We start from the raw sequence: 25,691 nt of genomic DNA on the forward strand, positions 1-25,691 counted from the left end.
GGGTGACGGTAGACCGCTCAGATCCGATCGCACCCGTGGATCGAATCTGACCGATATTGCCCACATATTGACCAGTCGCGAGCGAAAACGCAAGATCTGTTCGGGAATGCGCGCCGACATCCTGGCTACATGGCGTGGACCGGAGGTACGACGCGGGACGCGGAGCGATGATCGGTTCCTGACAGATCTGGCGGGCCGGACGGTCCTCGACGATGAGGGAGTCGAGACGCGCGTCCCTCTGCCGGCCCGTCAACTCGTGGCGATCCACGCGTTGCGGCCTCGGGAGTATGTGGCGTTGACGACCGCCGACACCGTCGTGACTCCGAAGAGCGCGGACGCGGCGGCATGGGCCGCGGCGATCGGCGTGATCCGCAAGCCCGCGCGACGGATTTCGATGTGGCGCACTGCTCCACCAATCTCGCACTGTTGCACGGCCCGGCGTGGTGTCTTTCGGCGGGGCCGACAGCCCGCAGCCGGCCGGTCTTCTTCTTGCCGGGCAGCCAGGCGCCGGCGGCCTCGCGCCGCTTGGCGGCGGCGCCTTCGGTTACACCAGGCGGGTGATCCCGCGCAACGACCTGCTCACCTCGGTGGCCGGGCTGGGGTCGTCGCCGTCGCCTGATGCGCCCGCTCAGTCGTCGACGGCCTGTACCGCGGCGGCGATCGGCTCGAGCCCCGCGGCCAGCTCGTCGAGCTCGTCCGCACCGAGCACGTCGTACGCCGGCGCGGCCAGCTCGTCGGTGAGCGCCTCGATCCGCTGCCTGGTCTCCCGGCCGGCGTCGGTGAACCGGCCGGCGGCGTCCACGAGGCCGCGGCCGCGCAGCCCGTCGACCACGGCGGCCAGTCGTGCCTTGGGCAGGTGGTGGATCCGGCCGAACTCCTCCGCCCTCATTCCGAGGGAGAGGGCCATGAGGACGTGGGACTCGGTGCCGCCGATGCCGTGGGCGAGAAGGGCGGCGTTGTGGCCGTCCCCGCGATGCTCCCGCAGCAGCGTCGCCGCGTGCCAGAGCCTGGCCACCGGCTCCTCGGGTACGTCGAGTGCCCGGAGCCCGGCGTACAGCACTCGGCCTTCGGTCGGCGCGCTGAGCGCTGCTCGGGTGGCGAGGTCGGCGGCCCGCACCAGACCGGGTGAGTCGGCGAGCTCCCCGATCATCTGCCGCAGCGCAGCGGCGCTGCCCCGCTCGCGCACGGCGATCGCCTCCTGCGGGCTGATCTTCCCCCACACCCAGGGGATGTGGCGTGCCACCTCGCCGTCGGCGAAGTTGTAGAAGACCGCGTGTACCACCCCGGCCGGTACCGGCCCCAGCGGCGCGGCCCGGCCCGCGAAGTATCCGTCCCAGTAGTTGCGCATGCCGACGGCCAGGAACGCCTCGTTCGCCACCTCGGAGAAGGTGACGGTGGCGATCGGCTCGACGAGCTCGAACATGCGGTGGATCTTGGCCTGTGGGTGCTGCAGCATCGGTCGGCATCTCCCTTGGTCGTGACAGCGCCCTCGTGGGCGGCCGCTCACCCTGGCTACGAACGACGCGGCCCGGATCCGACAACCCCGGTCGATAATTTCCGGTCGATTCCGCCGGGCAGCGTCGGGGTGTCACCCGGAGTCGGTCGCCGCTCGGTCGCTGCGGTCCGGTTGTCGGCTGGGCCAGACTCGGTCCGTGCTCACCACAGGTCATGTCGGCCATCAGAGCCCACGTCCGCAGGTTCGGACGTACGCCGATGAGCCTGGACCAGCGGGAGCTGCCGCGACACCGTTCCTTGAGGCGGCGAACGACTAGGCTGGTTGGCAGTCCCTATCGGTGGTAAGGGGAGTCCCGTCGGAGACGCTGAGACTGACTTCACGCCAGGCCTCGTCGCTGGCGGCGAGTTCCCGTGCCGCCTGCTGCGCCAACGGCACGGCATCGGTGCCGAGCAGCAGGCGTAGGGGGGCATCGTCTCGGCCGACGATGTCTCGGACCACCTGGGCGACACGGCGCGCGCTCGTCGCCTCGTGACCGGAGGCGGCGCGCACCAGCTCGGCGAACGCTCCGATGGTCGGCTGGTACGGCGCGCTGGGCTGCGGGATCGTCATCGACGAGCCCGCCCAGTCGGTGCGCATTCCGCCCGGCTCGAGAACAGTGATCTTCACCCCGAACGGAGCGAGCTCATGGGTAAGGCCGCTGGAAAATCCAGTTACGGCCCACTTCGCCGCCTGGTAGGCGGTCAGACCAGGGGCGGAGAAGCGGGCACTGAGCGAAGAGACCTGGATGAGATGACCATCGCCCTGCCCGCGCAGGATCGGCACGACCGCCTTCGAAACGTTGACGACGCCGTAGAAGACGGTTTCGACCTGCGTCCGGAACGAGTCGATCGTCGTGTCCTCGAACGAGCTCAAGTCGCTGTAGCCGGCGCTGTTGACGACGACATCGATGCGACCGAACCTCTCCACGGCCTGAGCGACCGCGCGCACAGCCGCGTCATGATCGGTCACGTCCAGCCGCAGCGGAAGCACCCCATCGCCGTAGGTGTCGAGGAGATCCCGCAACCGTTCCGGGTTGCGCGCCGTCGCCGCCACGCGATCACCCGCTTCGAGCGCGACCTCGACGAACGCGCGACCCAGACCGCGCGAACCTCCTGTCACGAACCACACCTTGGACATCGACACTCCTGGCTATTTGATCGACTCGCATGACAAGCTCGGTACTCCGGTGGGCATGCCCGCACGTGTGCTCGACATCGACGCCGGTGGTGCTCCCGATCGCCTTCGAGCGCCGTGGTCACCGGCCGGCGCCGTGCACCATCACGTCCTTGCCGCCGGCGGCCGCCTTGGCCTCGCGCATCGCCGTTGCGACGTCGGGCACGTAGTGAACCCAGCCGCTCTGCGGCGCCGGCGGCACGCCACGCGTGGGTACGAAGATCGGCACCCCGTGGTGATCACCGTGCCAGTGGCCGGCGTAGTCGAACGTCTTGCGACCCACAACGACCGCACCTGTCGCCATCGACTCGCCGAACACCTGCCCGCTCAGCCCCGGCGGGTCGAAGTACGGCGGGTCGGAGACGGGCTCGCCGAGCCACTCGTGCAACCGGATGCCGCCGATCCCGAGCCCGTTGCCCGGGCCGTCACCCGGACCGGTAATGAACCCGTCGAGCGACATCGACATGTACAACACGGACTTCGCCATCGGATTCCTTCCTTGCCGGCGCAGGGCGAGCGCACCTGGACGGGATGCCGTCGGCGTCGGCGGTACCGAGGACCACGTACAGGTTGGCGTCCATCAGACCACGGGCGTGGGCGTCCAGATCGACGTCGGTCATGACGCCGGCCCTTGCCGGACCCGGTAGATAACGGTCATCGGGGCCTCCGTGGCGCGTTGGGTGGTATTGCGTCGAATACGGTAGGCAGAGTGTTGGTGGCGGCGATCGGTCGGCGGGCCAACCCGCGGGCGGGGCCTGCTCTTGAGCAAGCAACGGTGTCCAGTGGATCGAGAGCTCGTCCATGATCGTCACCCCGCATCCGGGAACACGGTCGGGTCGGGCGTCGTGACCTCCTTGCTCGACGGTGTACAGCCAGTCTGGCGGGCGGCGCGCATCTGGACATCCGTGCTGAGCACTGAGCCGCTACGGAACGGTCACTGACGTACGCCATCCTGGTAGGTGTGGATCCGGTGGCCGAGCCGGCGCGCGTCCGGTGCGCATGGGTGGCGCGTTCACCCTTGCACGCGCAGCGGCCAGACCGCCGATGCCGGGTGGCTTGCGGGAGCCGTCGCGGCAGAGGTGGTGGTGACGCGTTGGATCGTCATGCCCCAATCCTCTCCGTGCCCACCGACGACCAACAGATCAAAATGTCATCAGCCCAACGGACCCAAATGTCACCGGACAGGGCGAGCAGCGTCTCCTCAGTTCCGCTGCGTCGCCGACATCCTCGCCCTGCGCCCCGTGCTCATCCGCCGTGGTCTGCATCTGCGCGTCGAATCCGGGCTGCTCTCCGGCATCGACCTGGCCAGCGACGACGCCGGCGCCAAGATGACGGTCTCCGTCCTGGCGGTGGTCGCGCGGTCGCGGTCACCTCCGTGCGCAGCGCGCTGGGCACGGAGACCCGGCAGGCGCCGAGTGCGAAGTCGATGAGCAGATCATCGGCCGGGCCCGGAATTGGTCCTCAATCGGCGTGCAGGATCGGACCTTATCGAGGGTACCGATTCCTGTCAGGCTGAGTGGCATGACGACGACAGCAGCCCGCTTCGAGGGCCAAGTACTCACGCCTGGCGACGCCGGCTACGACACCGCCCGTACCGTCTGGAACGCCATGATCGACCGGCGTCCACGCATGATCGTCCGCGCGGCGGGCGTCGCCGACGTGGTCGCCGCCGTGCGGTTGGCCCGCGAACTGGACCTCGAGATCGGCGTGCGCTGTGGTGGCCACAACGCCGCCGGCTTCGCCGTGCCTGACGGTGGTCTCATGATCGACCTGACGCCCATGGGCGGGGTGCGGGTCGACCCGGCCCGTCGCCGGGCCCGGGTGCAGGGCGGCGCGCTGCTCGGCGCGCTGGACCGGGCGTCCCAGGCGTACGGCCTGGCCACCACAGCCGGCAACGTCTCACACACCGGCGTCGGCGGGCTCACGCTCGGCGGCGGCATGGGCTGGCTGGCCCGCCAGTACGGCCTGGCCTGCGACAACGTCGTCTCCTACACGATGGTCACCGCCGAGGGCGACGTGGTGACCGCGAGCCGTACCGACAACCCCGACCTGTTCTGGGGCCTGCGCGGCGGTGGTGGCAACTTCGGCATCGTGACCGAGCTCGAGTTCGAGTTGCATCACATCGGCACGCGGACGCTGGTCGCCGAGTTCGACTTCCGCGCCGAGGACGCCGTTCCGGCCATGGAGAGCTGGCGCGACCTGAACGCCGTCGCGCCCCGGCAGGCGACGTTCACCGCCAGTGCCAGCAGCGCTGCCTCTGGCCCGATCGCCACGCTGGGGTTCGTGTGGGTCGGCGACCCGGCCGAGGGCCGCCGGCTGCTCCCCGCGATGCGGGCGCTCGGGCGTCCCGTTGCCTCCCGCGTCACCACCCCGTCCTACCTCGAACTTCAGCAACGCGAGGACTCCACCGGCGGCCACGCGTACCGCCGCTATTCCAAGGGGCACTACCTGCGGAGCTTTCCCACCGCGGCGATCGAGGCGTTCCTGCTGCGCGGCGGCTCCGACCTGAGCGCGAGCCTGGACCTGCCGGGCGTCGGCCTGCAGGCGCACGGCGGCGCGATAGCCGATGTCCCGGAAGCAGACGCGGCGTTCAGCCACCGCGGCACGATGTTCGAGTTCGGTGCAGGCTCCCGCTGGACCGACCCGGTCGAGGACGACGCCAGGATGGGTGCCGCCCGCGCCGCCGGTGCCTCGCTCGAGCCGTACGCCAGCGGGATCTACGTCAACTCGTTGACGGCCGACGAACTGGCCGATGGGCAGCGCGGCGTGCGGCGGGCCTATTCGGCCGCGAAGCTGGCCCGGCTGACCGCGGTGAAGACCGCGTACGACCCGGCGAACGTGTTCCACCTGAACCAGAACATCCGTCCGGCACTGTGACGGGCCGCGTCAGGATCCCCGTACCTCCCGGATGGCCGTCGCCAGCAGCGCGACCCCCTCGGCGATGGCGCTCTCGCTGAGGATGGCGTAGCCGAAGATCAGGCCACCGGGCCCGGCGCCGGTGATCCGGAACGGCCCGACGCCCTGGATGCCGAGCCCGTGCCGGGCGGCTGTCGCCACCACCGCCGCCTCGTCGAGGTCGGGCGGGAGCCAGGCGACCACGTGCTGCCCGGCGGCGATCCCGGCCGGTCGCAGATCGGGCAGATGGGTGCGCAGCGCGTCCAGCAGCGCGTCGCGGCGGCGCCGGTACACCGGACGCATCCGGCGCAGGTGACGGTCGAACTCACCGCGGCCGAGAAAGTCGGCGAACGTCAGCTGGTCGATGACCGACGAACCGCGGTCGGCGAGCAGCTTCGCCGCGGCGACGTCGGCGACCAGATGGGGAGGCACAACCATCCAGCCGAGCCGCAACCCCGGCGCGAGTGTCTTGCTGGCCGTGCCGCAGTAGACGACGTGATCGGGCGCCAGGCCCTGCATGGCGCCCACCGGAGACCGGTCGTAGCGGTACTCCGCGTCGTAGTCGTCCTCGACCACGATCGCGCCGCGGCGCCTCGCCCAGCGGATCACCTCGGCCCTCGCCGCCGCCGACAGCACCCCACCGGTCGGCCACTGGTGCGACGGCGTGAGCACGGCCGCATCGGCGTCGGCCCGATGGAGCGCATCGACCTGTACGCCGTCCGGACCCACCGGGATGCCCACCACCTCCAAGCCCGCGGCCCCGGCCAGCACCCGGGCATCATCGTCGGACGACGGGTCCTCCAGGGCGATCCGCCTGGCGCCGCGCCTCGCGAGCACCTGGATCAGCAGCGCGATGCCCTGCCCGTAGCCGTTGCAGACGACCACGTTGCCGGGGACGGCCAGCGTGCCGCGTACCCGGTTGAGATAGTCACACAAGGCCTGGCGCAGTTCCGGCACACCGCGCCCGTCGAGGTAGGCGAACCGGTCGTTGGGTGTGGTGGTGAGCACGGTACGAACCGAGCGCAACCAGGCGGTCCGCGGGAACTGCGACACGTCGGTGCGCCCGTATCCGAAGTCGACCCTGAAGCCGACGCTGCGGGCGTCCGGCTGCCCCGTCGAGTCCGCACCGGCGGCGGCCGGCGGCATCGACGCGGCGACCTGGGTGTAACCGCCCGATCTGCTGGCAAGATAGCCCTCGGCCACGAGCTGCTGGTACGCCTCCACGACCACCCCGCGGGAAACCCCGAGCCCGGCCGCGAGAGTGCGGGTGGGTGGCAGCGACGCACCCGCTCGCAACCGACCGGCCCGGATGCTCGCGCGGACGGACGCCTCGATCTGCCGGTGCAGCGGCACCCCGGCGTCACGGTCCAGTTCGATGAGCAAGTCCTCGGCCAGCCCGGAATTGGTCCTCAATCGCCCCACGGGAACGGACCTTATCGGCGTGTACCAATTCCTGCCAAGCAGAGTGACCTGCCGAGTCTCTCGGTGGCGAACCATCCAGATGAGCTCCTGGCCGGGGGCACGGGGACTGGGGTGGCGGAGGGCCGGCAATGCGGGACACTCGGGCGATCCAACAGCATGGTCTCGCCGTAACGACGGTGCCTCGTACCGGCAGAAGTGCGCCGAGGTCGCGTGCCGCGGTGAACCAAGCTCAACCAAGCGGAGAGCCGAGGTTCAATTCGATGGTTTACTTTGTAAAGGGCGACGGCTCATAAAATTTCAATAAGCACAAAACCGCCAAACACCAACCTCAACCACAGGTAACCGTCAACGCCTCGGCCCGGTCATGGGCTCGCCTCGTTCGCGTAGCGGCTCAGGCGCTGTGCGGCTGTCTCCAGGTCGGCGGCGGCCGCGGTGCAGGCTGCGAGGTGGGCGGTCACCGATGCGTGGAGCCAAGGCGGTGCCTCGCCGTCGGCCTTCAGCCGTGCCTCGATCGCGCGCAGGCGCTCGGCGCAGGCGGCGAGGGCGCGGGCGTCTGAGCGCAGGGTTTCGGCGTGGGCGGTGATCGCGGTGATGTGGGCGGGCATGGTTCCTCCGTCAGATGGGCGCTACCGGGACGGCGGCGTCCCGGAGCGTCTGGCGGGTGGTGGCTGACAGGCACAGCAGGGGGCGGGCTCCGTCGAGTCCCAGTTGGCGGAGTTGGTTGGCCAGTGGGTGGGTCGACTGTGGTTCGACGAGCAGCCGCAGTGATGGCGCCGGGTGGAGTCGGGCTTGCCCGCGGGTTCGTACGCAGGATCGCAGCACGGCACCGGCGTCGCGTGTGTAGCCGACGAGGCCGGGATCGTTCAGGGGTAGTCCTGGGCCGAGTCGTCCGCGCAGGGTGAGGATCTGGTCGGCGGTGACGTGGGCGGTGCGGGTGTCGAGCCGGAGTTCGAGGGGTGTCAGGTGTGTCTGGCCGCCCCACAGTTGTGGGCCGAGGGTGCGGACGATTGTGGTGTCGACTGCGGAGCCGATGAGGAAGGTGCCGGAGTGGCGTAGGTCCGCTGCTCGCAGGAGGTCGGGCCAGGCGGTGATGTTGGAGTGTCGCCTCGGCGGGTTGGGTCGCGAGCGTCGGTGGAAGGGGCCGGGTATGGCGATGCCGATGTGCAGCTCTCCGTAGCGGCCGGCGCTGGTGTGTCGGTTCCAGGCGGTGTGTATGGCGATCAGCGTGCGGCCTGCCACGTGTATGGCGGGGCCGAGGCCTGTGCCTTCCAGTAGGTCGGCGGTGGTTGTCGGGTGTGCGGTGAAGTATGCCGTGAGTGCGTTGCCGTCGCGGGATCTGATGGGTAGTTCGATGGTTCCTTCGGGGGTGTCCGTGGGGTGGGTGGGCACGGTGAGGAAGGGGAACTCGTCAGGGTCGGGTGGGCGGTCGAACAGGAGGTATGCCTGGGAGCGTACGACTTGTCCCCGGAACGGTGTGAGGCGTTCGTCGATGTGGTCGCGGGCTTCGGGTAGGTCGTGGGTGATGTTGGCGAGGTAGTGCTCGATGCTGTGGCAGTGCGGGAAGAGGTGGGTGGAGTCGCCGTAGTCGACGACGTACCAGTGGGGGTGGAGGTCGAAGCAGGTGCCGGCGCCCTGTCCGTCGAGGGTGGGGATGATGTCGTGTTGGTTGGTGATGCTGGCTACCCAGGTGCGTGGGTCGGCGGGGTGTTTGAAGTCGATGGGTGAGCCGATGGCGATGGCGTGGGTGACGGTGTGGCGGGTGCAGAAGTCGGGGTCCTGCGCGAGGTTCATGATTGCTGCTCCGCCTGCGCTGTGCCCGATGAGTGCGAGTTCGGCGCCTGGTGGGGGTCCGTAGTCGGTGACGGCTTGGGCCAGGGCGCGGCTGTAGGGGCTGCTGGACAGGACGGCGCTGCTGAAGGCGCCGAGCAGGTCTTGGGGTGATTGGCCGTCGGGGCGGCCTACTCGCATGCCTGGTGCGTGGAGGACGTGGCGGATGACGCCGTCGGGTCCTTGGATGCTCTGGATGAGGGCTCGTCCGGTGGTGCCGATGGTGCTGATGTTGGTCAGGAAGCCGAGTAGTGATCCGTGTGTGCAGAGTCGGGTGGATTCGGCTGGGGTCAGTTCGATTCGGCGTGCGGCGCCTTCTCCGGTGTCGAGGACGGCGATGGCTTTGTTGCTGATGCCGGTGATCGGGTCGGCGGTGGCGAAGCCTTTTCCTGTTGCGATGAGCCAGGCGGTGGTGTCGTTGAGTGGGTTTTCGTCGAGTAGTGCGCGTAGTGCGAGGACTTCGCCGAAGATGGGGGCGAGTTGGCTGAGTGCGTGTACTGTGCCGCGGTCTTTGAGCAGAGCGCGTAGGGCTCGGATGGCCTCGAGGTCGCGGTCGGCGGCGGCGGCGTTGATGAGCCGGGTGAGCATGGGGTCTTCGGTCAGTTCGGGGTGGGTGAGTGCGACGGCTGCTATGCGCAGGCGCAGCGATGTGGCCAGTACGCGTACGGCCAGGCTTTCGGCGCCGAGTAGGGTGCCGGTTTTGGCGGTCGCGGTGGCCAGTCGGTTGCCGGTGAATGCGTAGCCGAGGCCTTGTTTGTTTGTTGTGGCCTTCAGCAGTGCGCGGTAGGCGGGTTGGGCTGCGGTGGGGGCGTGGGGTAGGGCGCGTAGCAGTGCGCTGTCGGTGAGTGCGGTGGTGGTGTGTGCTGCTGCGTCCTGGATGGTGATGGCGATGTCCGCGAGTTCGCGGGCCATGGTGCGCAGTCGTGCGGCGGTCGGGTTGTTCTCTGCGGTCATGATGGGGTCCGGTGGGACATGCTGATGTGGCGGGGGGTGGGGTCTTCTGGTGTGTTGCGGCGAAGGATGTCCGAGAGTGTGCGTGTGGTGGCGAGGATCCGGATGCCTTGGGGGGAGAATGTGGCGGCGTTGAAGATCCGGGGTGCGAGCAGGGGGTTGGTGAGTGCTTGGGAGAAGGCGTCGATGGCGATGATTTTGGTGAGCAGGGGAGGCAGGATCGCGGTGGGGGATCCGGGTTCTTCGGCGAACAGGCCGACGTAGAGGTCGATGTCGTTCACGTCGTGGTAGAGCTCGCGTAGTGCGCTGGTGACGCGCTGGTCGCTGGAGATCTGCTCGAAGGTGCGCACTTTGGGGAAGCGGCAGTGTTCGCGGTAGCTGTTGTAGGGGGCCAGGTCGAGTGCCCGGGAGTCGGCGATGCTGGCCACGTCGATCTCGCGTAGGACGGGGTCGGTGTTGAACAGGCTGATGCGGCCGGCCCGTTGGCGGGAGGCGTCTTCGAAGAGTCGTCCGAGGCCGGGGCCGGGGATCAGTGCGCTGCCGAAGAAGGTTTGGGTCATCGGCAGGTCGTGCCCGTCTACTGACAGGTGGGAGGGGATCAGGCTGTGCCAGCGGTAGACGAGGTTGAACTCCACTGAGGCCCAGTTCTGCCGGTGCCAGGGTGCGTGGGCCAGTGTCGCCGACAGCCGGGGGTCCAGGGTGAACTGGAAGTGGTAGGGGGTGATGTGATTGATGTACTCCTCGACGACCAGTTTGATGAGCAGCACGATGAGGATGTTGCGGGCTGTCTGGAAGAGGCGTTCGTCGTCCCAGTGCGGGTGTTCCTGTGTGAGCAGTCGCGCGATCCTGTTGTGCTCCCGCAGGAACAGCACGGTGAGCATGGTGAAGCCGATCTGGCCGTTGCCGCGGTCGCTGCCGGTGGCGAACAGCGTGTCGCGTTGCGCGTCGGTGAGCTGGTCGAAGCGGATGACGCTGAGCGGGGCGAACTCCGGCTTGATCTTGCCGTTCTCGCACAGGTAGGGCGGGAACTCGCCGCCGTTGAGGAGCTGGCTCTTGAGCAGCCCGCCGTCGAAGGTGCGTAGTGCGGCTGTCGCGGCTTCGTTGAGGCCGTACACCTGGTTCAGGTCGATGTGGTGGTTGGAGCTGTTCTTGCGTGGGTCGCGCGGGGTGTTGGTGTCGCCGCGCAGGAATCCGTCGGTGAACCATTGGGCGAAGTACGCGAAGAGCACGGTGGAGCGCGGGCAGGGGATCATGGATTCGCCGCGGGTGAAGAGGTTGCCGGCGCTTTGGGGCGTGGGACGGTTCTCTTCGGTGGCGGGGGTCGGGGGCAGGTGTCTGCCGCTGTAGGTGCGGTCGGTCAGGGAGGTCCATGAGGTGTAGTCGGCCATGGTGCTCAGCGGCTCGGGGCGTGGTGGCATCTCGCGGATGGCGTGGTCGATCAGTGAGGCGTTGATGCGGCGGCGGATGGGCCGGCTGCTCTGGAGGAGGTTCCAGATTGGTCGGCCGTTGGTCAGGGCCAGGAATCTGAGCCGGTTGGCGAGGCCATCCGTGGCGATGGTGCGTGCTCGTGATCGGCTTGCCGCCATCGTCAGCCTTCCCGCCTGTCGGTGCCGGGCTCTTTGGTGCCGAGCGCGAGGGTGAAGGTGTCGGGGAAGATTCCGAGTGTCCGTTGGACGTGGCCTGCGGGTGGCGGGAGCGGGTGCACGCCGGGGCGCAGGAGCAGGCGGCGTACGGTCTCGGCGATCACTACGTCGGCGACGTGTACGCCGAGGCAGGCGTGATGGCCGGAGCCGAAGAACAGGTGATGGTGGCGGGGGCGGTCGAGGCGGAATTCGTCGGGTTCCGGGACCACGGCCGCGTCGAACATGGCGGAGGCCGGTGCCGCGAGCACGAAGGTGCCGGCGGGGATCAGTGTGCTGCGTGGGGTGCCGGCGGCCAGGAGGTGGTCGCGTTCGCACAGGCGGGGAAGGAGCTTGAAGAACGGGCTGAACCGCAGTGCCTCCCAGACGTACGGGTCGAACTGTTCGGGGTCTGCGGCGACGGCCGTGGCCTGGGCGAGCACGTGCGGGCGTAGCAGGAGTTGCTCGACTGCCTCGACCATGGCTCCCGGCGCGCTCTCCACGAAGCCCAGCGGCAGTCCGGCCATGTTGATCACGATGCGGTCGTCGGTCACGGAGGCCCCGGGGGGAAGGGAGGAGCGGGCGAGGCGGGTGAAGACGTCGTCGGGGAGGTCGTGTCCGGCTCGCAGGGTGGCCCGGTGGTCGGTGAGGCGGTTTCGCAGGTATGCGACCAGTTCGGTGCCCGCGGTGACGGAGGCGGTCTGGATCTGTGGGTCTCCGTGGAAGTTGGCGAAGCCGTCGGCGACGATGGCGCGCGTCCATCGGCCCAGGGTCTGTGGGTCGGGGCCGGGTATGCCGAAGTATTGTGCGCATACGCCGAGTGCGACGGGGCGGAACAGTCCGTTGACCGTTTCGAGGTGTCCGTCGGGCGGGGTGGCGTCGAGCAGTTCGTCGGCGAGGCGGCCGGTCAGCTCGCGGACGTCGGCGGCGTCGCGCGGGTCGAGCATGAGCTGCATCAGGCCTTTTTCGCGCCAGTTCATCGGGGTGGCGTCCCTGCCCAGCATGAACGGGGCGCCGAGCGCGGCGTCGAGGCGGGGGCCGAAGGCGCGTACCGAGAAGACTTGTTCGTGGGAGAGCACTTCGGTGACGTCGGCGAAGCGGGTGACGACCGTGAAGGCGGGGGTGGCGAAGATGGGGCGTCGCTCGCGCAGCTCGGCGAACAGGCTGCGCCAGTCGGTACGCATCCACTCCCGGACCAGGCTGAACGCGGACATCGGGTCCCGGGCCAGCGCCTCGTCGTATCTCTCGAGATGGCCGCCCGTGGTCGCCTGGTCGACAGCACCCATTCCGTGGCCCTTCGCCTGATGTCGGAGCGCACCGTGATGATCACGTTGTGCAATCACAATCTAGGGATGCGTCGCGCCTTTCTTCATGACGACCGAGTGCAGTGTTTTGCTTCCTCAGGGTAATCACGCCGTTACTGTCAGGACATTGCCGCAGTCCATGGGCCTGGCCGTTCAATTAGGAGCCTGATCGTCCTGTACCGCTCGTGGGAGGAAACGTGTCGTCACCCATGCCGCAGCCGGGTACGGCGGAGACGGTGACGGTCACCACCGGCCGCCGCACCGCCTATCTGGTCGTCCTGGTCGTGCTGCCCGTGTTGCTGCTGGCTCTCGCGGTGCCGGCTGCGTGGGGGTGGGGTATCGGCCTTCGCGATCTGGTCATCGCGGTCGTGATGTATCTGGTGAGCATCTTCGGGATCGCCATCGGCTATCACCGTCTCTTCACGCACCGGGCGTTCAAGGCCAACCGGGCGCTGCGGATCGCGCTCATGCTGGCCGGCGGCATGGCCGTCGAGGGTCCTCTCACGCTGTGGACCGCCGAGCACCGCCGTCACCACAAGTACGCCGACCGCGAAGGTGACCCGCACTCGCCGTGGCGCTACGGCGACGGCGGTCTGGCGTTGCTGCGCGGCATGCTGCACGCGCACATCGGCTGGTTCTACACGGCCCATGAGCGCTCCAGCCGCCGGCATTGGGTGCCGGACCTGCTGGCCGACCCGGATGTGCGGCGTTTTGACGCCGCCTATCCGGCGGTCGTCGCCCTGTCGTTCGCGCTCCCGGCCGCCGCGGGCGGGTTGTGGTCGATGTCGTGGTCGGGTGTGTGGAGCGCGTTCCTGTGGGGTGGTCTGGTTCGCTATGCCGTGGTGCATCACGTCACGTGGTCGGTGAACTCGATCGCGCACACCTTCGGCGACCGTCCGTTCCGTACCAGGGATCGTTCGTCGAACGTGTGGTGGGTGGCGATGTTGACGCTCGGGGAAGGCTGGCACAACTGGCATCATGTGGAGCCGACGTGTGCCCGGCACGGTGTGCTCAGGGGCCAGTTCGACCCCAGTGCGCGGCTGATCCGCTGGTTCGAGCGGGCGGGTTGGGCTCACGGCGTACGCTGGCCGAACCCTGACCGCCTGACGAGCCACCGCACCGACCACAGTCCCGATAACGGGGCCGGCTCCCTGCGGTGACGTGTCGCGCGTGCAGGGCGCTCCGTGCCCGCTCAGGCGGGTCTCTCGATGAGCAGGGCCATCTCGGCGAACCGTGCTGGCCGCCCTGTCTGGGATGGAACGCGAGTACATCCGCGACCGCACCCTGGAAGGCCACGAATCCGCCCTGGGGAACGGCCGAACGCGGGAGCTATCGCAGGCGGATCGCCTCGGCCGCGCGGCGGCAGACCGGGTACACCGGGTGCCCGCCGACTGCTGCGATGGAACGGAATCCGGCGTTACCACGTCCTGAAGACCGCAATGGCAGGTGCGACTGACCTTGGGAGAACCCCGTCAACGCCGGAATCCGTTCCAGATCTCTCTGACCCCCGAACACGTCGATTGACGGTGACCGCCCTGACCTTCTCGGGCTCCGGTAGGTTTCGCACTGCTGCGGTATGATTTGGACGGTTTGCTAGCTGGCATCTGACCCGGGAGCCGAGGTGGCTCTGCCTGTTCATCCCGTCCGGCCAGGCGTCGACGATCAGCCGGCCGGTGGCGCTCTCTTACGCCTTCAGATCCTGGGCCCGTTGCGGGTGTGGCGCGATGGTGTCGAACTGGATGCCGGCCCCCGGCAACAGGCTTATCTGCTGGCCCTGCTTCTGGCCCGGGTGGGCAGGCCGGTCAGCACGAGTGAGTTGATCGACCTGGTCTGGGACCACGAGGTCCCCAACAGCGCGCTCAACGTCATCCAAAAATACGTCGGCGCATTGCGGCGACTGCTCGAACCCGCGACCCCCGCCCGTAAATCCGGCTCATACCTGCACCACCACAGCGGCTCCTACCAGTTCACCGCCGCCCCCGGCACCCTGGACCTCCGCACCTTCCGGGAACTCGTCGAGACCGCCAAGGCGGCCCTGGCACGGCAACGCCTGGAAACGGCGCTCGATCGCTATGTCGAAGCGCTTGGCCTCTGGCGGGGCCGTGCGGGCGACGGGTTCACGCACCGATCGAACGCGCTGCCGACCTTCGCCGCCCTCGACGACGAGTTTCACGCCGCGTGCACCGAAGCGGCCGAACTGGCGGTGTCGCTGGGCCGACCGGCGGGGGTGCTGCCGGCGTTGCAGCTGGCCGCATCGATGGCGCCGTTCCACGAACCCGTACAGGCCGGCCTCATCTCCATCCTCGGGGCGGCGGGACGCCAGGCGGAGGCACTGTCGGTGTTCCGCGAGGTCCGCGCCCGCCTTGCCGACGAGCTCGGTATCGATCCTGGCCCGGAGTTGCAAGCCGCACACCTGCGAGTGCTGTCGCAGCCCTCGGCGTCGCCGCTCGTGGCGCGTACGGACGGTGGGGATGACGGCGCGTCGGCGCGAACGGCAGCCGGGCTGGTCGGCCGGGCCGAGGAACTCGCCCTACTGCGGCAATCCGTCGAGATGGCGTTCACCGGCCGCCCAGCGCTCCGTATCGTCGAAGGCGAGCCGGGCGTAGGCAAGACCCGCCTGGTACAAGAGATCGCCACCGAAGCGAGCCGGCGTGGCGCGCTGGTCGTCTGGGGTTCGTGTCTGGAAGGCGATGGAACACCGTCGATGTGGCCCTGGGAACAGACGCTCCGCCCGATTCTCGACAGTCTGCCCGCGCCGCTGCGGGAGAAGTGGCTCGCCAGTGAGCTCGGCAGTCTCCTGGAATCGGGAGACGACTACGCCGCCGCGCCGGCCATTCCCGACACCGGTGCCCAGTTTCGCCTGTTCGAGCAGGTCGTCACCGCCGTTGGGCAGGCCTCGGCGCAACGGCCCACGCTGCTGATCGTCGATGACCTCCAATGGGCCGACGCCGCCTCGCTCCAGCTGTTCGGCCACCTGACGGCCCGGCTACCCGCCGGCACGGTGATCATCGGTGCGCTACGCGATCGTGCACCCACACCCGGCTCTGATCTGTCGCGGGTCCTGGCCGCGGCCAGCCGGCTGCCCGGCCACCGCAGGATCCGGCTCGGCCCGCTCGGCTTGACCGACGTGACCGAGCTCATCCGCCGCGAGACCGGCCACGATCCCGGTGCCGAAGTCGCCCGCGGCATCCATGCCCGCACCGCCGGCAATCCGTTCTTCGTCCAGGAGCTGTCCCGGCTGCTCAGCGACGGCGGCTCGCTCGGCGACGGCGGCGCGTCAGTACGGGCCGGGGTGCCGGCCAGCGTGCGAGATGTCGTCCGCGATCGGATGTCCGGTCTCGACGACAGCGCTCACGGCCTGCTGCGCATCGCCGCGGTCATCGGCCGCGACGTGGACCTCGACCTGCTCGCCCGCGCGATCGGCGTCGATGTCGCGGACTGCCTCGAACGCCTCGAACCGCTGCAAGCACTCGGTCTCCTGGAGACCAAGCCGGAAGACCCGTTCTCGTGGCGCTTCGCGCACGACCTGGTCCGCGAGTCGGTCACCGAGACCATTGCGCGGCGGCAGGCCGTCCAGCTGCATCTGCGCGTCGCCGACGCCCTCGAACACATCCATGCGGACGACGAGTCCGTCGCCGAACGCCTCGCCTACCACCTGCGGGGCTCCGGCCCCTTGGCCGACCCGGTTCGCACCGCGCAGGCACTGGCGCGCGCCGGTCGCCGCGCGGCGACCAAGCTCGCGTTCGCGGCCGCCTATCGGAACCTGGAATCGGCCGTCCAGATCGCCCGGACGGCAGGGCTGCTGGAGCTGGAACTGTCCGTCCTGTCGCTGCTCAACCTCCTCGCCGTCGAGCCCCCGGGAATGGGCGGCTCGACGTTCGATCTGCTGGAACGGGGCGCATATCTTGCCCGCAGACTCGGCCGCGAGACGGCCGAGGCCGAGTTTCTCTTCGTTCGGATGACCGGGGCCTACGTCTCCACCGAGAAAGACCGTGGGGTGTGGGCACGCCGGCTGCATGAGCAAGGCCAGGCGTCCGCGAACCCGATCATCCAGGCGTACGGCCGGCAGGCCTGGGGCCTGTACCACTGGGACATCGGCGACATCGGCGCGGCGTATCAGTGTTTCAGCTGGGTAGGCCGTACCACTGCGGACGGCATTGCCTCGCTGCTCGCGAACTCGGCCGACCCGCACCCGGGGCCGGCTCAGGAAAGCATGTACCACCTTGCCTGCCGGGTCGGGGGCGTCCCGGTTCGACGCCGCGACGACCTCGGACGTTGGCGGATCCAGGATGAGTGGGTCGGTTATCTGGCCGTGATCACCACGCTGCATGGCGATGTCGAGACGGGGCGGTCCCTGCTCGGCACGGTGTACCAGGCTGAGGGAGACCCCTTTGAGATGTCGGGCTGGACCCGCTACCAAACCATGGCCGCCACGATGGCCGGTGACACGACCTGGACGATGCACGCGACCGAGCGGTGGGTCGCGGCCAGCGCCGACCGTCCCGGCGTCGCGCAGGAAGCCTACATACGGCTGGACTGGTACTGGGCCCGTGCCCTCACCGGCGACGACCCGGCCGGCACCGCGGCCAAGGCCGAACATCTCCTGGCCGCGACCCTGCTCGACCCGCCGAGATGGGGCCTCGCCTACTGGTACGGACTGATCGCCGAGATGTGGCTGGCAGCCGAGATGCCCGACAAGGCCGCGACCGCCCTCGACCGGGCCGACCAGGCCGTCAAGGCGCACGGCCAACGCTATGCCGAAGGACTTCTCCTGTTGCTGCGCGCCCGCCTGCTGCACGCCCGCGGCGAACCCGTCGACGTCGTGCGAGCCGCCGCCGAAGCAGCCCGCGCCCGATCCGGCGAACGCGGGGCCCACCTCTTCGCCCGCCGCGCCGAGAGGTTCCTGGCCGATCTCGACCAGAATCCGGCAGGATGTTGATCGCGATGCGGCGAGATGGGGTCGGCTACGCGTCGGCTATTCGCGTTGTGTTGCGGAGCAGGCCCAGGCCAAGCCGGCCGCGGTGTCCAGGATCGTCTCCTCGATCGGCCGGGGCCGCCAGCCCAGAACCTCACGCGCTTTCGCGCTCGACGCCTGGCGTGCCACGCCCAGGTCCGGAACGACCGTCGCGAAGCGAGGGCTCACCAGCCCGCCGAGGCGGATCGCCCAGTCCGATGCCGTCCGGGTCGGCGCTCGGCGGGCCGCCGGGCCGAGCCGCACCCGCAGCAGGTTCGCGATCTCCGGCAGCGACATCACCCCGGCGGCGGCCAGGAACCGCTCGCCCGCAGCACCCGGCTCGACCATCGCGCGCACGTGCAGGTCCGCGACGTCGCGCACGTCGACCACTCCGAAGGTCACGCGTGGAATGGCAGGCAGCTTTCCGTTCAGCAGTCGCTCCACCACCTCGACGTAGACCGAGCAGTCCGGGCCGAAGATGCCGACAGGGTTGATCACGGCCAGTTCCATCCCGCCGCCCGACCGGGCGACGAAGTCCCACGCCGCGCCCGCTCGGCGACCAGCTTCCACCGCGAGTACACGGCCATCGCGGGACCCCACGGCGCCGAGGCTGGGAATCTTGGCAAAGATCGCCGGTTTGGGCTGGTGACATGGGCGTTACCGGCACCCCTGGTTGTGATCCAACACCGTGATCAAACCGAGACATCAACCGGAGGCCGCTGCGTTACCGCAGCTCAGGTGCTACTTCGTTGAAAATTTCTTCATTGCTACTGGGACCCCGTCGCAGGGCCCGGTGGTGTACCGGCTCCATGCGGTCAGCAGCGCGCCGCTCTCCTCGTCGTCGGTGCCGCCGAGGATCACGAGCGGGCAGGTCAGCGGGTCGGCACGGGTGGGCCGGTAGGTGGCGACCATCGTCAGATCGGCGCGGACGACCTCCAGGGTCGCCGCCAGGACCTCCGGGTCGGCCTTGACCTCCTCGGGCAGGGGGCCGTGTTCGCTCTCGATCGTGGCGATCAGGTCCTGGTCGAGGAGTGTCGGCCGGGCCGGGCTCGTGCAGGTGGGGTGCGCGGTAGCCGGAGAGGTAGAGTGCGTCGGGCCTGGGTTTGTGAACCTGCCGGACCGCACCGCGCGGAGCTACGTGCCCGATCCCCTGGACGCGGCCGTCCGCGCGTACCGCACGGGAGATCTCGGACGGCTGCGCGAGGACGGGGAGCTCGGGTGCCTCGGCCGGCGGGACGGCCAGGTCAAGCTGCGCGGCTTCCGGGTCGAGCTGGGGGAGATCGAGACCCTGCTCAACTCGATGCCCTCCGTCGCCGAGGCGGTGGTCGCGGTGGTGGGGGAGGATCCGGACAACCAGCATCTGCGGGCGTTCGTGGTGGGCACGTCGGTGGCGTTCGACCGGGGCGAGGTGCTGGCGGCGCTGCGCGACAAGCTGCCCCCGCACATGGTGCCGTCGCAGTTCGAGGTGGTGCCCGCGCTGCCCAGGACCGCGAGCGGCAAGCTGGACCGGCTCGCCGTCGCCGCGAAACCCTGAGGAGCGGTCAGAGCCAGCCGGCGTCGCGGGCGATGCGGATCGCGTCGAGCCGGTTGCGGGCGCCGACTTTGCTGATGGCGTGGGACAGGTAGTTGCGTACGGTGGCCGGTGAGAGGTCGAGTTGCCTGGCGATCTGATCGGTGGGTTTCCGCTGTCGGCTGCGAGCAGGACCTGGCGTTCCCGGTCCGTCAGCGGGGAACTGCCGGGTTCCAGCGCGGCCGCGAGCAGGTCGGGATCGATGACGCGGTCGCCGGCCGCGACCCGCCGGATGCCGTCGATGAGGGTACGGGCCGGCGCGTCTTTGGCGATGAATCCGCGTACGTGGACTTTGAGCGTGCGCAGCAGGTAACCGGGCTGGCTGAGGCCGGTGAGCACGAGAATCCGGCAGCTCGGCCGCGAGCTGTTCGGCCGCGGCCAGCCCGTCCAGGCCGGGCAGGTCGATGTCGAGCACGGCGACGTCCGGCCGGGTGCGCAACGCGGTGGCGAGCACCTCGTCACCGCGGTCGAGCTGGGCGACGACCTCGATGTCGCTTTGCAGTGACAGCAGGGCGGCCAAGGCGGCGCGGATGATGTGCATGTCCTCTGCGAGCTCGTGTGCCTGTTCGTCCCCGTCCAGCGGTGGGTCACGGCGGGCGGCGGCGACCCGCTGCTGGACCTCGGCGTCCTGCGCGCGCCCGGCCTGCGCGCCGGCGTGGCGACGTTGTCGGCGATGCAGGTGGCCTACGGCGGATTCCTGTTCGTCTTCACGCTGCACCTGGAGAACCGGCTCGGCGCCGGCCCGCTGCACGCCGGCCTGACCTACGTGCCGATGTCGGTCGCTTTCGGCCTGGTCGGTTTCTGCCGGCGGCGACTGCCCCACCGCCTGCACTCCCTGGTGACCCCGGCCGGTCTCACCCTGTGCGCGCTGGCGTACTCGGCCATCGCCGTCGACGGCGACCACAGCGGCCCGCTGACCTGGACCGCACTGGTCCTGGCAGGAGTCGGCATGGGGCTTTCGGCCGGTCCGCTGCTCACCCAGTCCGTGCAGCGGGTGCCCCACGGCCAGGCCGCCGACGCGAGCGGCCTGCTCGGCACCACCATGCAACTCGGGCAGGTCATCGGCGTCGCCACCTTCGGAACCCTCTACCTCTCCCACGCCAACACCGCCGCACTGTCCACCAGCGCCCTGTGGCTGACGATCGTCAGCGTCGCCGGAATCCTCGCCGCGACAAAACTCGCCCGAACACTCCAGTCATAACCGGCCATCCGCACGCCAGACCCGCCGCAGCGGGGATCCCGCCTACCTCGCGGGATCCCCATGCGCCATTCGTCATTCAGCGGTCCATTCCTGATCCAGGAACAGGGTGTACCCGACGACCGCCGGACATTGAGCCTTCCGGCTTCCTTGGTAAGCGCCGCTCGGATCCATTTCTTCGGCAGCGAACGGTCGAAGTCGAGCGCGACGGCCTGGCCTCCGCATCCGGCCCGATCCGTCACCTCGCCGGCCGGCACGAGATCGGGCTGCCGTGCCGGCATCCGTCGAGCGGCGGGGTACGTCTCGTCAAGGCGCGGTGCCGCAGCGGTGATCTCGCCGGCCCGCTCGAACAGCTCCGGGCTGCCCCGGAACTCCACGCGGCGTCTCACCGCCCGCTGCCAACGGCGTCCACTGCTTGACCACCTTGGGAACAACCGCCGAAGTGGCCGCGCCGTCAGCGGTGGCCACGCTCAAGTCCCATGCGTTCGCGGCGCGTCTCGTCGGGCTCGACGACCAACGAGTCGATATGGCGATGATGCGGACCCCGGACGGCCACGGCCGGATCGAGGGCGCACCTACGAGCAGCGGCACGGTCGCTGAAAAAAGTTGAGGCACGAGCCGCGGAGGATGTCGAGAATGCGATGCCGGCTCCGTCCCAGGAACACCAGCGGCCACGAACCCGCCGCGTGATGAAGGAGACCGAGCATGACAATCCAGCGGATGGACAACGTCCTCATCGTTGTCGACGACCTTGACGCCGCCATCGCGTTCTTCGTCGAACTCGGCATGGAACTGGAGGGCAGGGCGCCGATCGAGGGGCGTTGGGCGGAGCAGGCGGAGCGTGTCATCGGGCTCAACGGGGTTCGGCAGGAGGTCGCGATGCTGCGGATCCCGGGCGGGGTCGGCGGAATCGAGCTGGCGATGTTCCACACGCCGAAGGCGATCAGCACCGAGCCGAAGGACGCGCCGGCGAACACGCTGGGCATTCGCCGCGTCATGTTCGTCGTCGACGACATTGAGGACGTCATTGCCCGCCTGCGCCCCCACGGCGCCGAACTCGTCGGCACGCTGGAGCAGTACGAGGACAGCTACCGGCTCTGCTACCTCCGCGGCCCCGAGGGCATCATCGTTGGCCTGGCTCAGCAACTCAGCTGACGATCCGGCTCGCGCACACCAGTCGGAGACGACGCATGTGCTTTCCCACCATCAGCAACCACCCTCGAACCGCAAGCCCGGAGAAAAGCCGGTGCGGATCAAGAAAAAGATCATGGGAGTAATGACCGTGGAACCGAACAAGGTAACCGAGATTCTGAACCGGCCGCTCAGCCGGGAGCTGCTGGCCCGCGACGTGGCCCGCCTGGCCTACGTCGCCAAGGACGGCACACCCCGCAACATCCCGATCATCTTTGCCTGGAACGGCTCGGAGATCGTCATGAGCACTCCGAAGAACGCTCCGAAGCTCCAGGCCCTGAGCGAGAACCCGATGGTCGCCCTGACGATCGACACCGAGGTGCACCCGCCCAAGATCTTGCTCATCCGCGGCCGGGCCGAGCTGGACTTCGTGGATGGCATCCCGGACGAATATCTCCAGGCGACCAGCACCTACGAGATGACGCCCGAGCAACGAGTCGAGTGGGAGGCGGAGGTGCGTTCCCTCTATCACGACGGCATGGTCCGGATCGTGGTGACTCCGACGTGGGCGAAGTTGATCGACTTCGAGACGACTCTGCCGAGCGCGGTCGAGGAGCTGATCCGGCAGCGGGAGGAGCGTCAGTCCGCCTGAGCACCGCCTGGTCGCCCGCGTTGGGTGAATCGCCCACGCCTCAGCCCCCACCGCGGTGCACGGAAGGGCCTGCTCCTGCGCGCCGCGGCGGGTGCCGATCGAGAAGTGGCGATCCGACGGGCCGGCTTCATGCCCTGGGACGCGAAGCGGCCTTCCTCGTGCCCGTTTGCGGCCGCCTCGGAGTGCGCGGATTCGTTTGAAGTCCGCCAGGAAATGTCGAGACAGGATGTCGAGAATCCGCGCGCGGTTTCGTCCTCGAAAAGAAGAACTGCTCCCGTTCCTCTGCCGTCGGATCCGCCACGAAGCTCCGTACCGGCGGACCTGCTCAACCGACAGATACTCGAAAGGCACAGCCAGCGATGCGAAAACTCGTAGTCCAGCAGTGGGCCACCGTCGACAACATCGCCGCGGAAGAGGACGGCGGGCTCAGCTTCGTGTCAGGGGAGCCCTTTTCCGAGACCACCAACAATGCGTGCAAGGCAAGCGTGATGAACAGGACGGCCAGGACGCCGGAGACGCGTGCCGGGAGATCGTCGGCGGACGGCACCCGATAGGGGATGCGCGCCGCCTTGATCTTGGCCTTCGCGCGGGTGATGCGCTGCTCCATGGTGGTCCCCTGTGCCAGGAAGGCACGGGCGATCTCGGGCACGGTCAGACCGGCGACCATGCGCAGTGTCAAGGCCAGGCGGGCTTCCACCGCCAGCCCGGGTGACAGCAGGTGAAGATCAGCCGGAGCCGGTCGTCGTCGATGACGCCGGCAGGCTCGGGCGGGTCGTCGTCGTACACCATCTGAGTCTCCTTCTGCTTGTCGTCGCGTTTGTTCTCGCGCCGGATCCGGTCGATGGCCTTGTGGTTGGCGGTGGTGGTCAGCCACGCGCCGGGGTTGGGTGGCACGCCGTCGGCCGGCCACCGCTGCACGGCGGTCGCGAACGCCTCGGCCGCTGCCTCCTCGGCGACCGAAGCGCCTGGTCAGGGCGGCCACCACCCGCGCCCCCTCGTCGTGGTGGGCTCAGGTGATCGCCTCCTCGACGTCGCTCACTGGAACGGCCGCACCTCGATCTTCCGATCGCAGACCTTCGACGCCTCGGCGGCGAGCTTGAGCGCCACATCCAGATCGGGGGCCTCCCACACCCAGATGCCGGCGAGGTACTCCTTCGACTCCACGAAAGGCCCGTCGCTGAACACCGCCTGCTCGCCCCGGTTGTCGATGACCGTGGCCGCGTCGGTGTCCGCGAGTCCGCCCGCGAAAACCCAGTAGCCCTCGGCGATCAGTCGTTCGTTGAACGCGCTGATGGCAGGCAGCCTGTCCGTGCTGCCGGGATTGCTCGTGTCATCGATCACGGAAACCAGGTACCGCATCTGAAGATCATCTCCTATGGTGTCAGGACAGCGTGGTTCGATGGTAGGGACTTCAGGCCCTTGCATCCCGCGGGCGCCCGGCCGGCCGGTGGACCTGGATCGTCACGCCCTTCGAGTCGACCCGCGACTCGACTGGTCGAGCGCAAGATCCGGGCCGGTCTCCGGGAACAGTCTCGCGCCCTGGCCGAGGATCACCGGGACCACGATCAGGGTCATCTCGTCGACCAGGTCGTTCTCCAGCAGCCACCGGGTCAGGGTGCCACTGCCGTACACCTGCAGCTCACCCCCGGGCTTGGCCTTCAGCTCACTGATGGCCGCCACGAGGTCACCGCGGAGAACGGTCGTGACCTCCCAACGCGGCGCGGAGAGCGTGGTCGAGACAACCTACTTGGGGACCTCGTTCAAGGCCACGCCGATGGGATGTGCGCGCATCTGATCGATTGATCCCCAGGAGCCGGCGAACAACTCGTAGGTGCGCCGGCCGAACAGGGAACGCCTCGGCGCGCTGGTAGGTCTGCGTGATGAACGTCCTGGTCTCGTCGTCACTCGCCCAGGGGCCCATCGGCCTTCGAGGGGGCTGGGTGCAGAAATTGGCGTTAGAAACTTGATCTTCGTTTCGGTTCCATGACGAGGGCTGTTTGCCTTGGTGGATGGGTCTACGGTCCGGCCCATGCCCTTCGAATTTCTCTCTCGGATGAGCAGGTAGCCCGCTACGGCCGCTTCCCTGAGGAGCCGACGGCGTCGGAGTTGGAGCAGTCTTCCGGCTGGACCGCGCGGCGCTGGACGCCCTGGCCGACAAACGCCGCCCGGCCACTCGGCTGGGGTGGGGCGTGCAGTGGGCGACCGTGCGGATGCTCGGGGTCTTTCTGACGGAGAACCCGCTCGCGGTCCCGTCCGGGGCGGTCGCTTTCGTCGCCGAGCAGCCGGATCCGGATCCGGCCTGCTTGGCTGACTACGGGCAGCGGCCTACGACCAGTTACGAGCACGCGTGGCAGATCCGCGAGCTGCCCGGTTACCGTGACTTCGGCGCAGGTGAGCAGGAGGTGCGCCGGTAGGTGGCGGCGCGGGTGCGGGCGTCGGTGGAGGGGCCGCGGGCGTTGTTCGACCGGGCGCGGGTGCACCTGCTCAAGGAGCGGATCCTGCTGCCGGGCATCACGGTGCTGGTGCGGCTGGCCGGGGAGGTCCGGCGGGCGGAGAACGAGCGGCTGCACGCGCTGTTGCCGGGCCGGTTGTCGGCCGAGATGCGGGCCGCGTTGGTGGGGCTGCCGGCGGTGCCGGACGGCAGGCGTCGTGCGGAGCTGGAGCGGCCGCGTACGGCGCCGAGGAAGGCCTCGGGCCGGGTGCTGGCCGAGGAACTGCGCCGGGTGGCCGAGATCGCCCGGCTCGGCGCTGGGGTGGTGGCGACCGATCCGGTGCCGGCGGTCAGGCTCGGGGCGCTGGCCCGGTACGGGCTGGCGGCCAAGGCGCCCACCTTCGGGATCTGGCCGAGCACCGGCAGGGGGCGACGCTGCTGGCCACCGTACGGCACCTGGAGACCTCCTCGGTCGATGACGCCCTGGACGTGCTCGATCTGCTGAGCTCCGCCAATCTGCTGGCGCGCGCGGAGCGGGCGGGCAAGGCCGAGCAGCTGCGCACCTTCCCGAAGCTGCGCAAGGCGGCGCGGACGATGGCCTCGGCGATGGAGGTGCTGATGGGCGTCCCGCAGGCCACCGAGGAGCGGCTGGTGTCGCTGGTGGAGGTGCGGAAGGCGATCGAGGAGGTCGTGCCGCGGGAGAAGCTGGCGGCCGCGGTGGAGGCGATCGCGGCCGCGATGGCCAAGTCCCGCCGTCGCTACGGTCCGGCCGACATCGCCGCCCACGACGAGTTGATCACCGGGTCCTGGGGGCCGTTGATCTTCCGCAACCCGGATCTGCCCGATGGGCAGATCGACAAGGCCGCGTTCGTGCTGTGCGCGCTCATGTACCTGCATCACGCGCTGCGCCGGCGCGACGTATTCGCTGAGGGATCAGAGCGGTGGAGCGATCCGCGGGCCCGGCTGCTGGACGGCCAGGCGTGGGAACAGGCGTAAGGCATGTTGGCTGGTGCTCAAAACACCTTGCGGCGGCTGAGGCTCGCGCAGTGCCGCCGGCGAGCGGTCGGTG

24 protein-coding genes and 2 pseudogenes are annotated in these 25,691 nt (G+C 69.1%); 11 read left to right on the forward strand and 15 right to left on the reverse strand.

Annotated elements, in window-relative coordinates; all coding sequences use genetic code 11:
• Positions 1-628: 628 nt before the first annotated feature.
• The 3 genes from AB0L65_RS35830 to AB0L65_RS35840 form a co-directional block, all read right to left on the reverse strand.
• Positions 629-1,456 (reverse strand): hypothetical protein, encoded by an 828-nt coding sequence (locus AB0L65_RS35830; protein ID WP_364254628.1) that lies wholly within the window; start codon positions 1,454-1,456, stop codon positions 629-631.
• A 312-nt stretch (positions 1,457-1,768) separates the two neighbouring features.
• Entirely contained in the window at positions 1,769-2,632 is an 864-nt protein-coding gene (locus AB0L65_RS35835; protein WP_364254631.1) for an SDR family NAD(P)-dependent oxidoreductase, read from the reverse strand.
• A 118-nt stretch (positions 2,633-2,750) separates the two neighbouring features.
• On the reverse strand, positions 2,751-3,155 hold the full coding sequence (locus tag AB0L65_RS35840) for a hypothetical protein (protein ID WP_364254634.1): 405 nt from the start codon (positions 3,153-3,155) through the stop codon (positions 2,751-2,753).
• Between the two features lie 1,034 nt (positions 3,156-4,189).
• On the opposite strand from AB0L65_RS35840, the gene AB0L65_RS35845 reads away from it, so the two are divergent.
• On the forward strand, positions 4,190-5,545 hold the full coding sequence (locus AB0L65_RS35845) for an FAD-binding protein (protein WP_364254637.1): 1,356 nt from the start codon (positions 4,190-4,192) through the stop codon (positions 5,543-5,545).
• A gap of 9 nt (positions 5,546-5,554) precedes the next feature.
• Here the strand turns inward: AB0L65_RS35845 and AB0L65_RS35850 are convergent, their stop codons facing one another.
• The 5 genes from AB0L65_RS35850 to AB0L65_RS35870 form a co-directional block, all read right to left on the reverse strand.
• Positions 5,555-6,985, reverse strand: coding sequence for a PLP-dependent aminotransferase family protein (locus AB0L65_RS35850; protein ID WP_364254640.1), 1,431 nt, complete (start codon positions 6,983-6,985; stop codon positions 5,555-5,557).
• Positions 6,986-7,347: 362 nt separating this feature from the next.
• Complete coding sequence (locus tag AB0L65_RS35855) at positions 7,348-7,590, reverse strand: hypothetical protein (protein ID WP_364254643.1); 243 nt, start codon at positions 7,588-7,590, stop codon at positions 7,348-7,350.
• Between the two features lie 10 nt (positions 7,591-7,600).
• Positions 7,601-9,766, reverse strand: coding sequence for a hypothetical protein (locus AB0L65_RS35860; RefSeq protein WP_364254646.1), 2,166 nt, complete (start codon positions 9,764-9,766; stop codon positions 7,601-7,603).
• Entirely contained in the window at positions 9,763-11,349 is a 1,587-nt protein-coding gene (locus AB0L65_RS35865; RefSeq protein ID WP_364254649.1) for a peroxidase family protein, read from the reverse strand. Before AB0L65_RS35865 ends, AB0L65_RS35860 begins: the two co-directional genes overlap by 4 nt.
• Positions 11,350-11,351: 2 nt before the next feature.
• Complete coding sequence (locus AB0L65_RS35870; RefSeq protein ID WP_364254652.1) at positions 11,352-12,668, reverse strand: cytochrome P450; 1,317 nt, start codon at positions 12,666-12,668, stop codon at positions 11,352-11,354.
• 254 nt (positions 12,669-12,922) lie between these two features.
• Here AB0L65_RS35870 and AB0L65_RS35875 point away from each other — a divergent pair, with 254 nt between their 5' ends.
• Together AB0L65_RS35875 and AB0L65_RS35880 are read left to right on the forward strand one after the other, a co-directional pair.
• Entirely contained in the window at positions 12,923-13,846 is a 924-nt protein-coding gene (locus tag AB0L65_RS35875) for an acyl-CoA desaturase (protein WP_364254655.1), read from the forward strand.
• Between the two features lie 461 nt (positions 13,847-14,307).
• Entirely contained in the window at positions 14,308-17,625 is a 3,318-nt protein-coding gene (locus AB0L65_RS35880) for a BTAD domain-containing putative transcriptional regulator (RefSeq protein ID WP_364254658.1), read from the forward strand.
• A gap of 36 nt (positions 17,626-17,661) precedes the next feature.
• On the opposite strand, the gene AB0L65_RS35885 is transcribed toward AB0L65_RS35880, so the two are convergent.
• Both AB0L65_RS35885 and AB0L65_RS35890 read right to left on the reverse strand, forming a co-directional pair.
• The gene (locus AB0L65_RS35885; protein ID WP_364254661.1) at positions 17,662-18,150 is read right to left on the reverse strand and encodes a hypothetical protein; all 489 of its coding nucleotides are present in this window, start codon (positions 18,148-18,150) and stop codon (positions 17,662-17,664) included.
• Positions 18,151-18,381: 231 nt separating this feature from the next.
• The gene (locus tag AB0L65_RS35890; RefSeq protein ID WP_364254664.1) at positions 18,382-18,765 is read right to left on the reverse strand and encodes a hypothetical protein; all 384 of its coding nucleotides are present in this window, start codon (positions 18,763-18,765) and stop codon (positions 18,382-18,384) included.
• A gap of 13 nt (positions 18,766-18,778) precedes the next feature.
• On the opposite strand from AB0L65_RS35890, the gene AB0L65_RS35895 reads away from it, so the two are divergent.
• The gene (locus AB0L65_RS35895; RefSeq protein ID WP_364254667.1) at positions 18,779-19,174 is read left to right on the forward strand and encodes a hypothetical protein; all 396 of its coding nucleotides are present in this window, start codon (positions 18,779-18,781) and stop codon (positions 19,172-19,174) included.
• 7 nt (positions 19,175-19,181) lie between these two features.
• Here AB0L65_RS35895 and AB0L65_RS35900 read toward each other — a convergent pair.
• A pseudogene (locus AB0L65_RS35900) lies at positions 19,182-19,751 on the reverse strand (response regulator transcription factor).
• On the opposite strand from AB0L65_RS35900, the gene AB0L65_RS35905 reads away from it, so the two are divergent.
• The 4 genes from AB0L65_RS35905 (at position 19,746) to AB0L65_RS35920 (ending at position 22,191) form a co-directional block, all read left to right on the forward strand.
• Positions 19,746-20,411, forward strand: coding sequence for an MFS transporter (locus AB0L65_RS35905; protein WP_364254670.1), 666 nt, complete (start codon positions 19,746-19,748; stop codon positions 20,409-20,411). The pseudogene AB0L65_RS35900 and the gene AB0L65_RS35905 overlap by 6 nt on opposite strands.
• Positions 20,412-20,823: 412 nt before the next feature.
• Entirely contained in the window at positions 20,824-21,018 is a 195-nt protein-coding gene (locus tag AB0L65_RS35910; RefSeq protein ID WP_364254672.1) for a hypothetical protein, read from the forward strand.
• Positions 21,019-21,128: 110 nt separating this feature from the next.
• Positions 21,129-21,563: a VOC family protein gene (locus tag AB0L65_RS35915; protein WP_364254675.1), complete on the forward strand. Its 435-nt coding sequence runs from the start codon at positions 21,129-21,131 to the stop codon at positions 21,561-21,563.
• A gap of 121 nt (positions 21,564-21,684) precedes the next feature.
• On the forward strand, positions 21,685-22,191 hold the full coding sequence (locus AB0L65_RS35920; protein ID WP_364254678.1) for a pyridoxamine 5'-phosphate oxidase family protein: 507 nt from the start codon (positions 21,685-21,687) through the stop codon (positions 22,189-22,191).
• Between the two features lie 325 nt (positions 22,192-22,516).
• Here the strand turns inward: AB0L65_RS35920 and AB0L65_RS35925 are convergent, their stop codons facing one another.
• The 4 genes and pseudogenes from AB0L65_RS35925 to AB0L65_RS35940 all read right to left on the reverse strand — a co-directional run bounded on the left by AB0L65_RS35925 (position 22,517) and on the right by AB0L65_RS35940 (position 23,871).
• A complete protein-coding gene (locus AB0L65_RS35925; RefSeq protein WP_364254681.1) occupies positions 22,517-22,888 on the reverse strand; it encodes a hypothetical protein in 372 nt (123 codons plus the stop codon).
• Positions 22,867-23,133 (reverse strand): annotated as a pseudogene (locus AB0L65_RS35930) (sigma factor); the annotation flags it as partial. The pseudogene AB0L65_RS35930 and the gene AB0L65_RS35925, both read right to left, overlap by 22 nt.
• Positions 23,134-23,226: 93 nt before the next feature.
• Positions 23,227-23,550: a YciI family protein gene (locus tag AB0L65_RS35935; protein WP_364254683.1), complete on the reverse strand. Its 324-nt coding sequence runs from the start codon at positions 23,548-23,550 to the stop codon at positions 23,227-23,229.
• 102 nt (positions 23,551-23,652) lie between these two features.
• Positions 23,653-23,871 (reverse strand): dihydrofolate reductase family protein, encoded by a 219-nt coding sequence (locus AB0L65_RS35940; protein WP_364254685.1) that lies wholly within the window; start codon positions 23,869-23,871, stop codon positions 23,653-23,655.
• A gap of 443 nt (positions 23,872-24,314) precedes the next feature.
• Between AB0L65_RS35940 and AB0L65_RS35945 the strand changes: the two genes are divergently transcribed.
• Genes AB0L65_RS35945 through AB0L65_RS35955 form a run of 3 tightly spaced genes read left to right on the forward strand, consistent with a single transcriptional unit; the run spans position 24,315 to position 25,618 of the window.
• Positions 24,315-24,605, forward strand: a complete 291-nt coding sequence (locus tag AB0L65_RS35945; RefSeq protein ID WP_364254741.1) for a DUF4158 domain-containing protein — start codon at positions 24,315-24,317, stop codon at positions 24,603-24,605.
• Positions 24,606-25,127 (forward strand): hypothetical protein, encoded by a 522-nt coding sequence (locus AB0L65_RS35950; RefSeq protein WP_364254688.1) that lies wholly within the window; start codon positions 24,606-24,608, stop codon positions 25,125-25,127.
• A complete protein-coding gene (locus tag AB0L65_RS35955; RefSeq protein ID WP_364254691.1) occupies positions 25,112-25,618 on the forward strand; it encodes a hypothetical protein in 507 nt (168 codons plus the stop codon). The genes AB0L65_RS35950 and AB0L65_RS35955 overlap by 16 nt, the downstream gene beginning before the upstream one ends.
• The last annotated feature ends 73 nt before the right edge of the window (positions 25,619-25,691 follow it).

The sequence above is a fragment of the Nonomuraea sp. NPDC052116 genome (genome assembly GCF_040680035.1).
Taxonomy (GTDB): Bacteria; Actinomycetota; Actinomycetes; order Streptosporangiales; family Streptosporangiaceae; genus Nonomuraea; species Nonomuraea angiospora_A.

Coding starts and splice junctions, on each gene's coding strand:
- AB0L65_RS35860 (WP_364254646.1), bottom strand. CDS start 9,766: ATGACCGCAGAGAACAACCCGACCGCCGCACGACTGCGCACCATGGCC.
- AB0L65_RS35935 (WP_364254683.1), bottom strand. CDS start 23,550: ATGCGGTACCTGGTTTCCGTGATCGATGACACGAGCAATCCCGGCAGC.
- AB0L65_RS35915 (WP_364254675.1), top strand. CDS start 21,129: ATGGACAACGTCCTCATCGTTGTCGACGACCTTGACGCCGCCATCGCG.
- AB0L65_RS35885 (WP_364254661.1), bottom strand. CDS start 18,150: ATGGAACTGGCCGTGATCAACCCTGTCGGCATCTTCGGCCCGGACTGC.
- AB0L65_RS35855 (WP_364254643.1), bottom strand. CDS start 7,590: ATGCCCGCCCACATCACCGCGATCACCGCCCACGCCGAAACCCTGCGC.
- AB0L65_RS35840 (WP_364254634.1), bottom strand. CDS start 3,155: ATGGCGAAGTCCGTGTTGTACATGTCGATGTCGCTCGACGGGTTCATT.
- AB0L65_RS35865 (WP_364254649.1), bottom strand. CDS start 11,349: ATGGCGGCAAGCCGATCACGAGCACGCACCATCGCCACGGATGGCCTC.
- AB0L65_RS35830 (WP_364254628.1), bottom strand. CDS start 1,456: ATGCTGCAGCACCCACAGGCCAAGATCCACCGCATGTTCGAGCTCGTC.
- AB0L65_RS35920 (WP_364254678.1), top strand. CDS start 21,685: ATGACCGTGGAACCGAACAAGGTAACCGAGATTCTGAACCGGCCGCTC.
- AB0L65_RS35870 (WP_364254652.1), bottom strand. CDS start 12,668: ATGGGTGCTGTCGACCAGGCGACCACGGGCGGCCATCTCGAGAGATAC.
- AB0L65_RS35845 (WP_364254637.1), top strand. CDS start 4,190: ATGACGACGACAGCAGCCCGCTTCGAGGGCCAAGTACTCACGCCTGGC.
- AB0L65_RS35835 (WP_364254631.1), bottom strand. CDS start 2,632: ATGTCCAAGGTGTGGTTCGTGACAGGAGGTTCGCGCGGTCTGGGTCGC.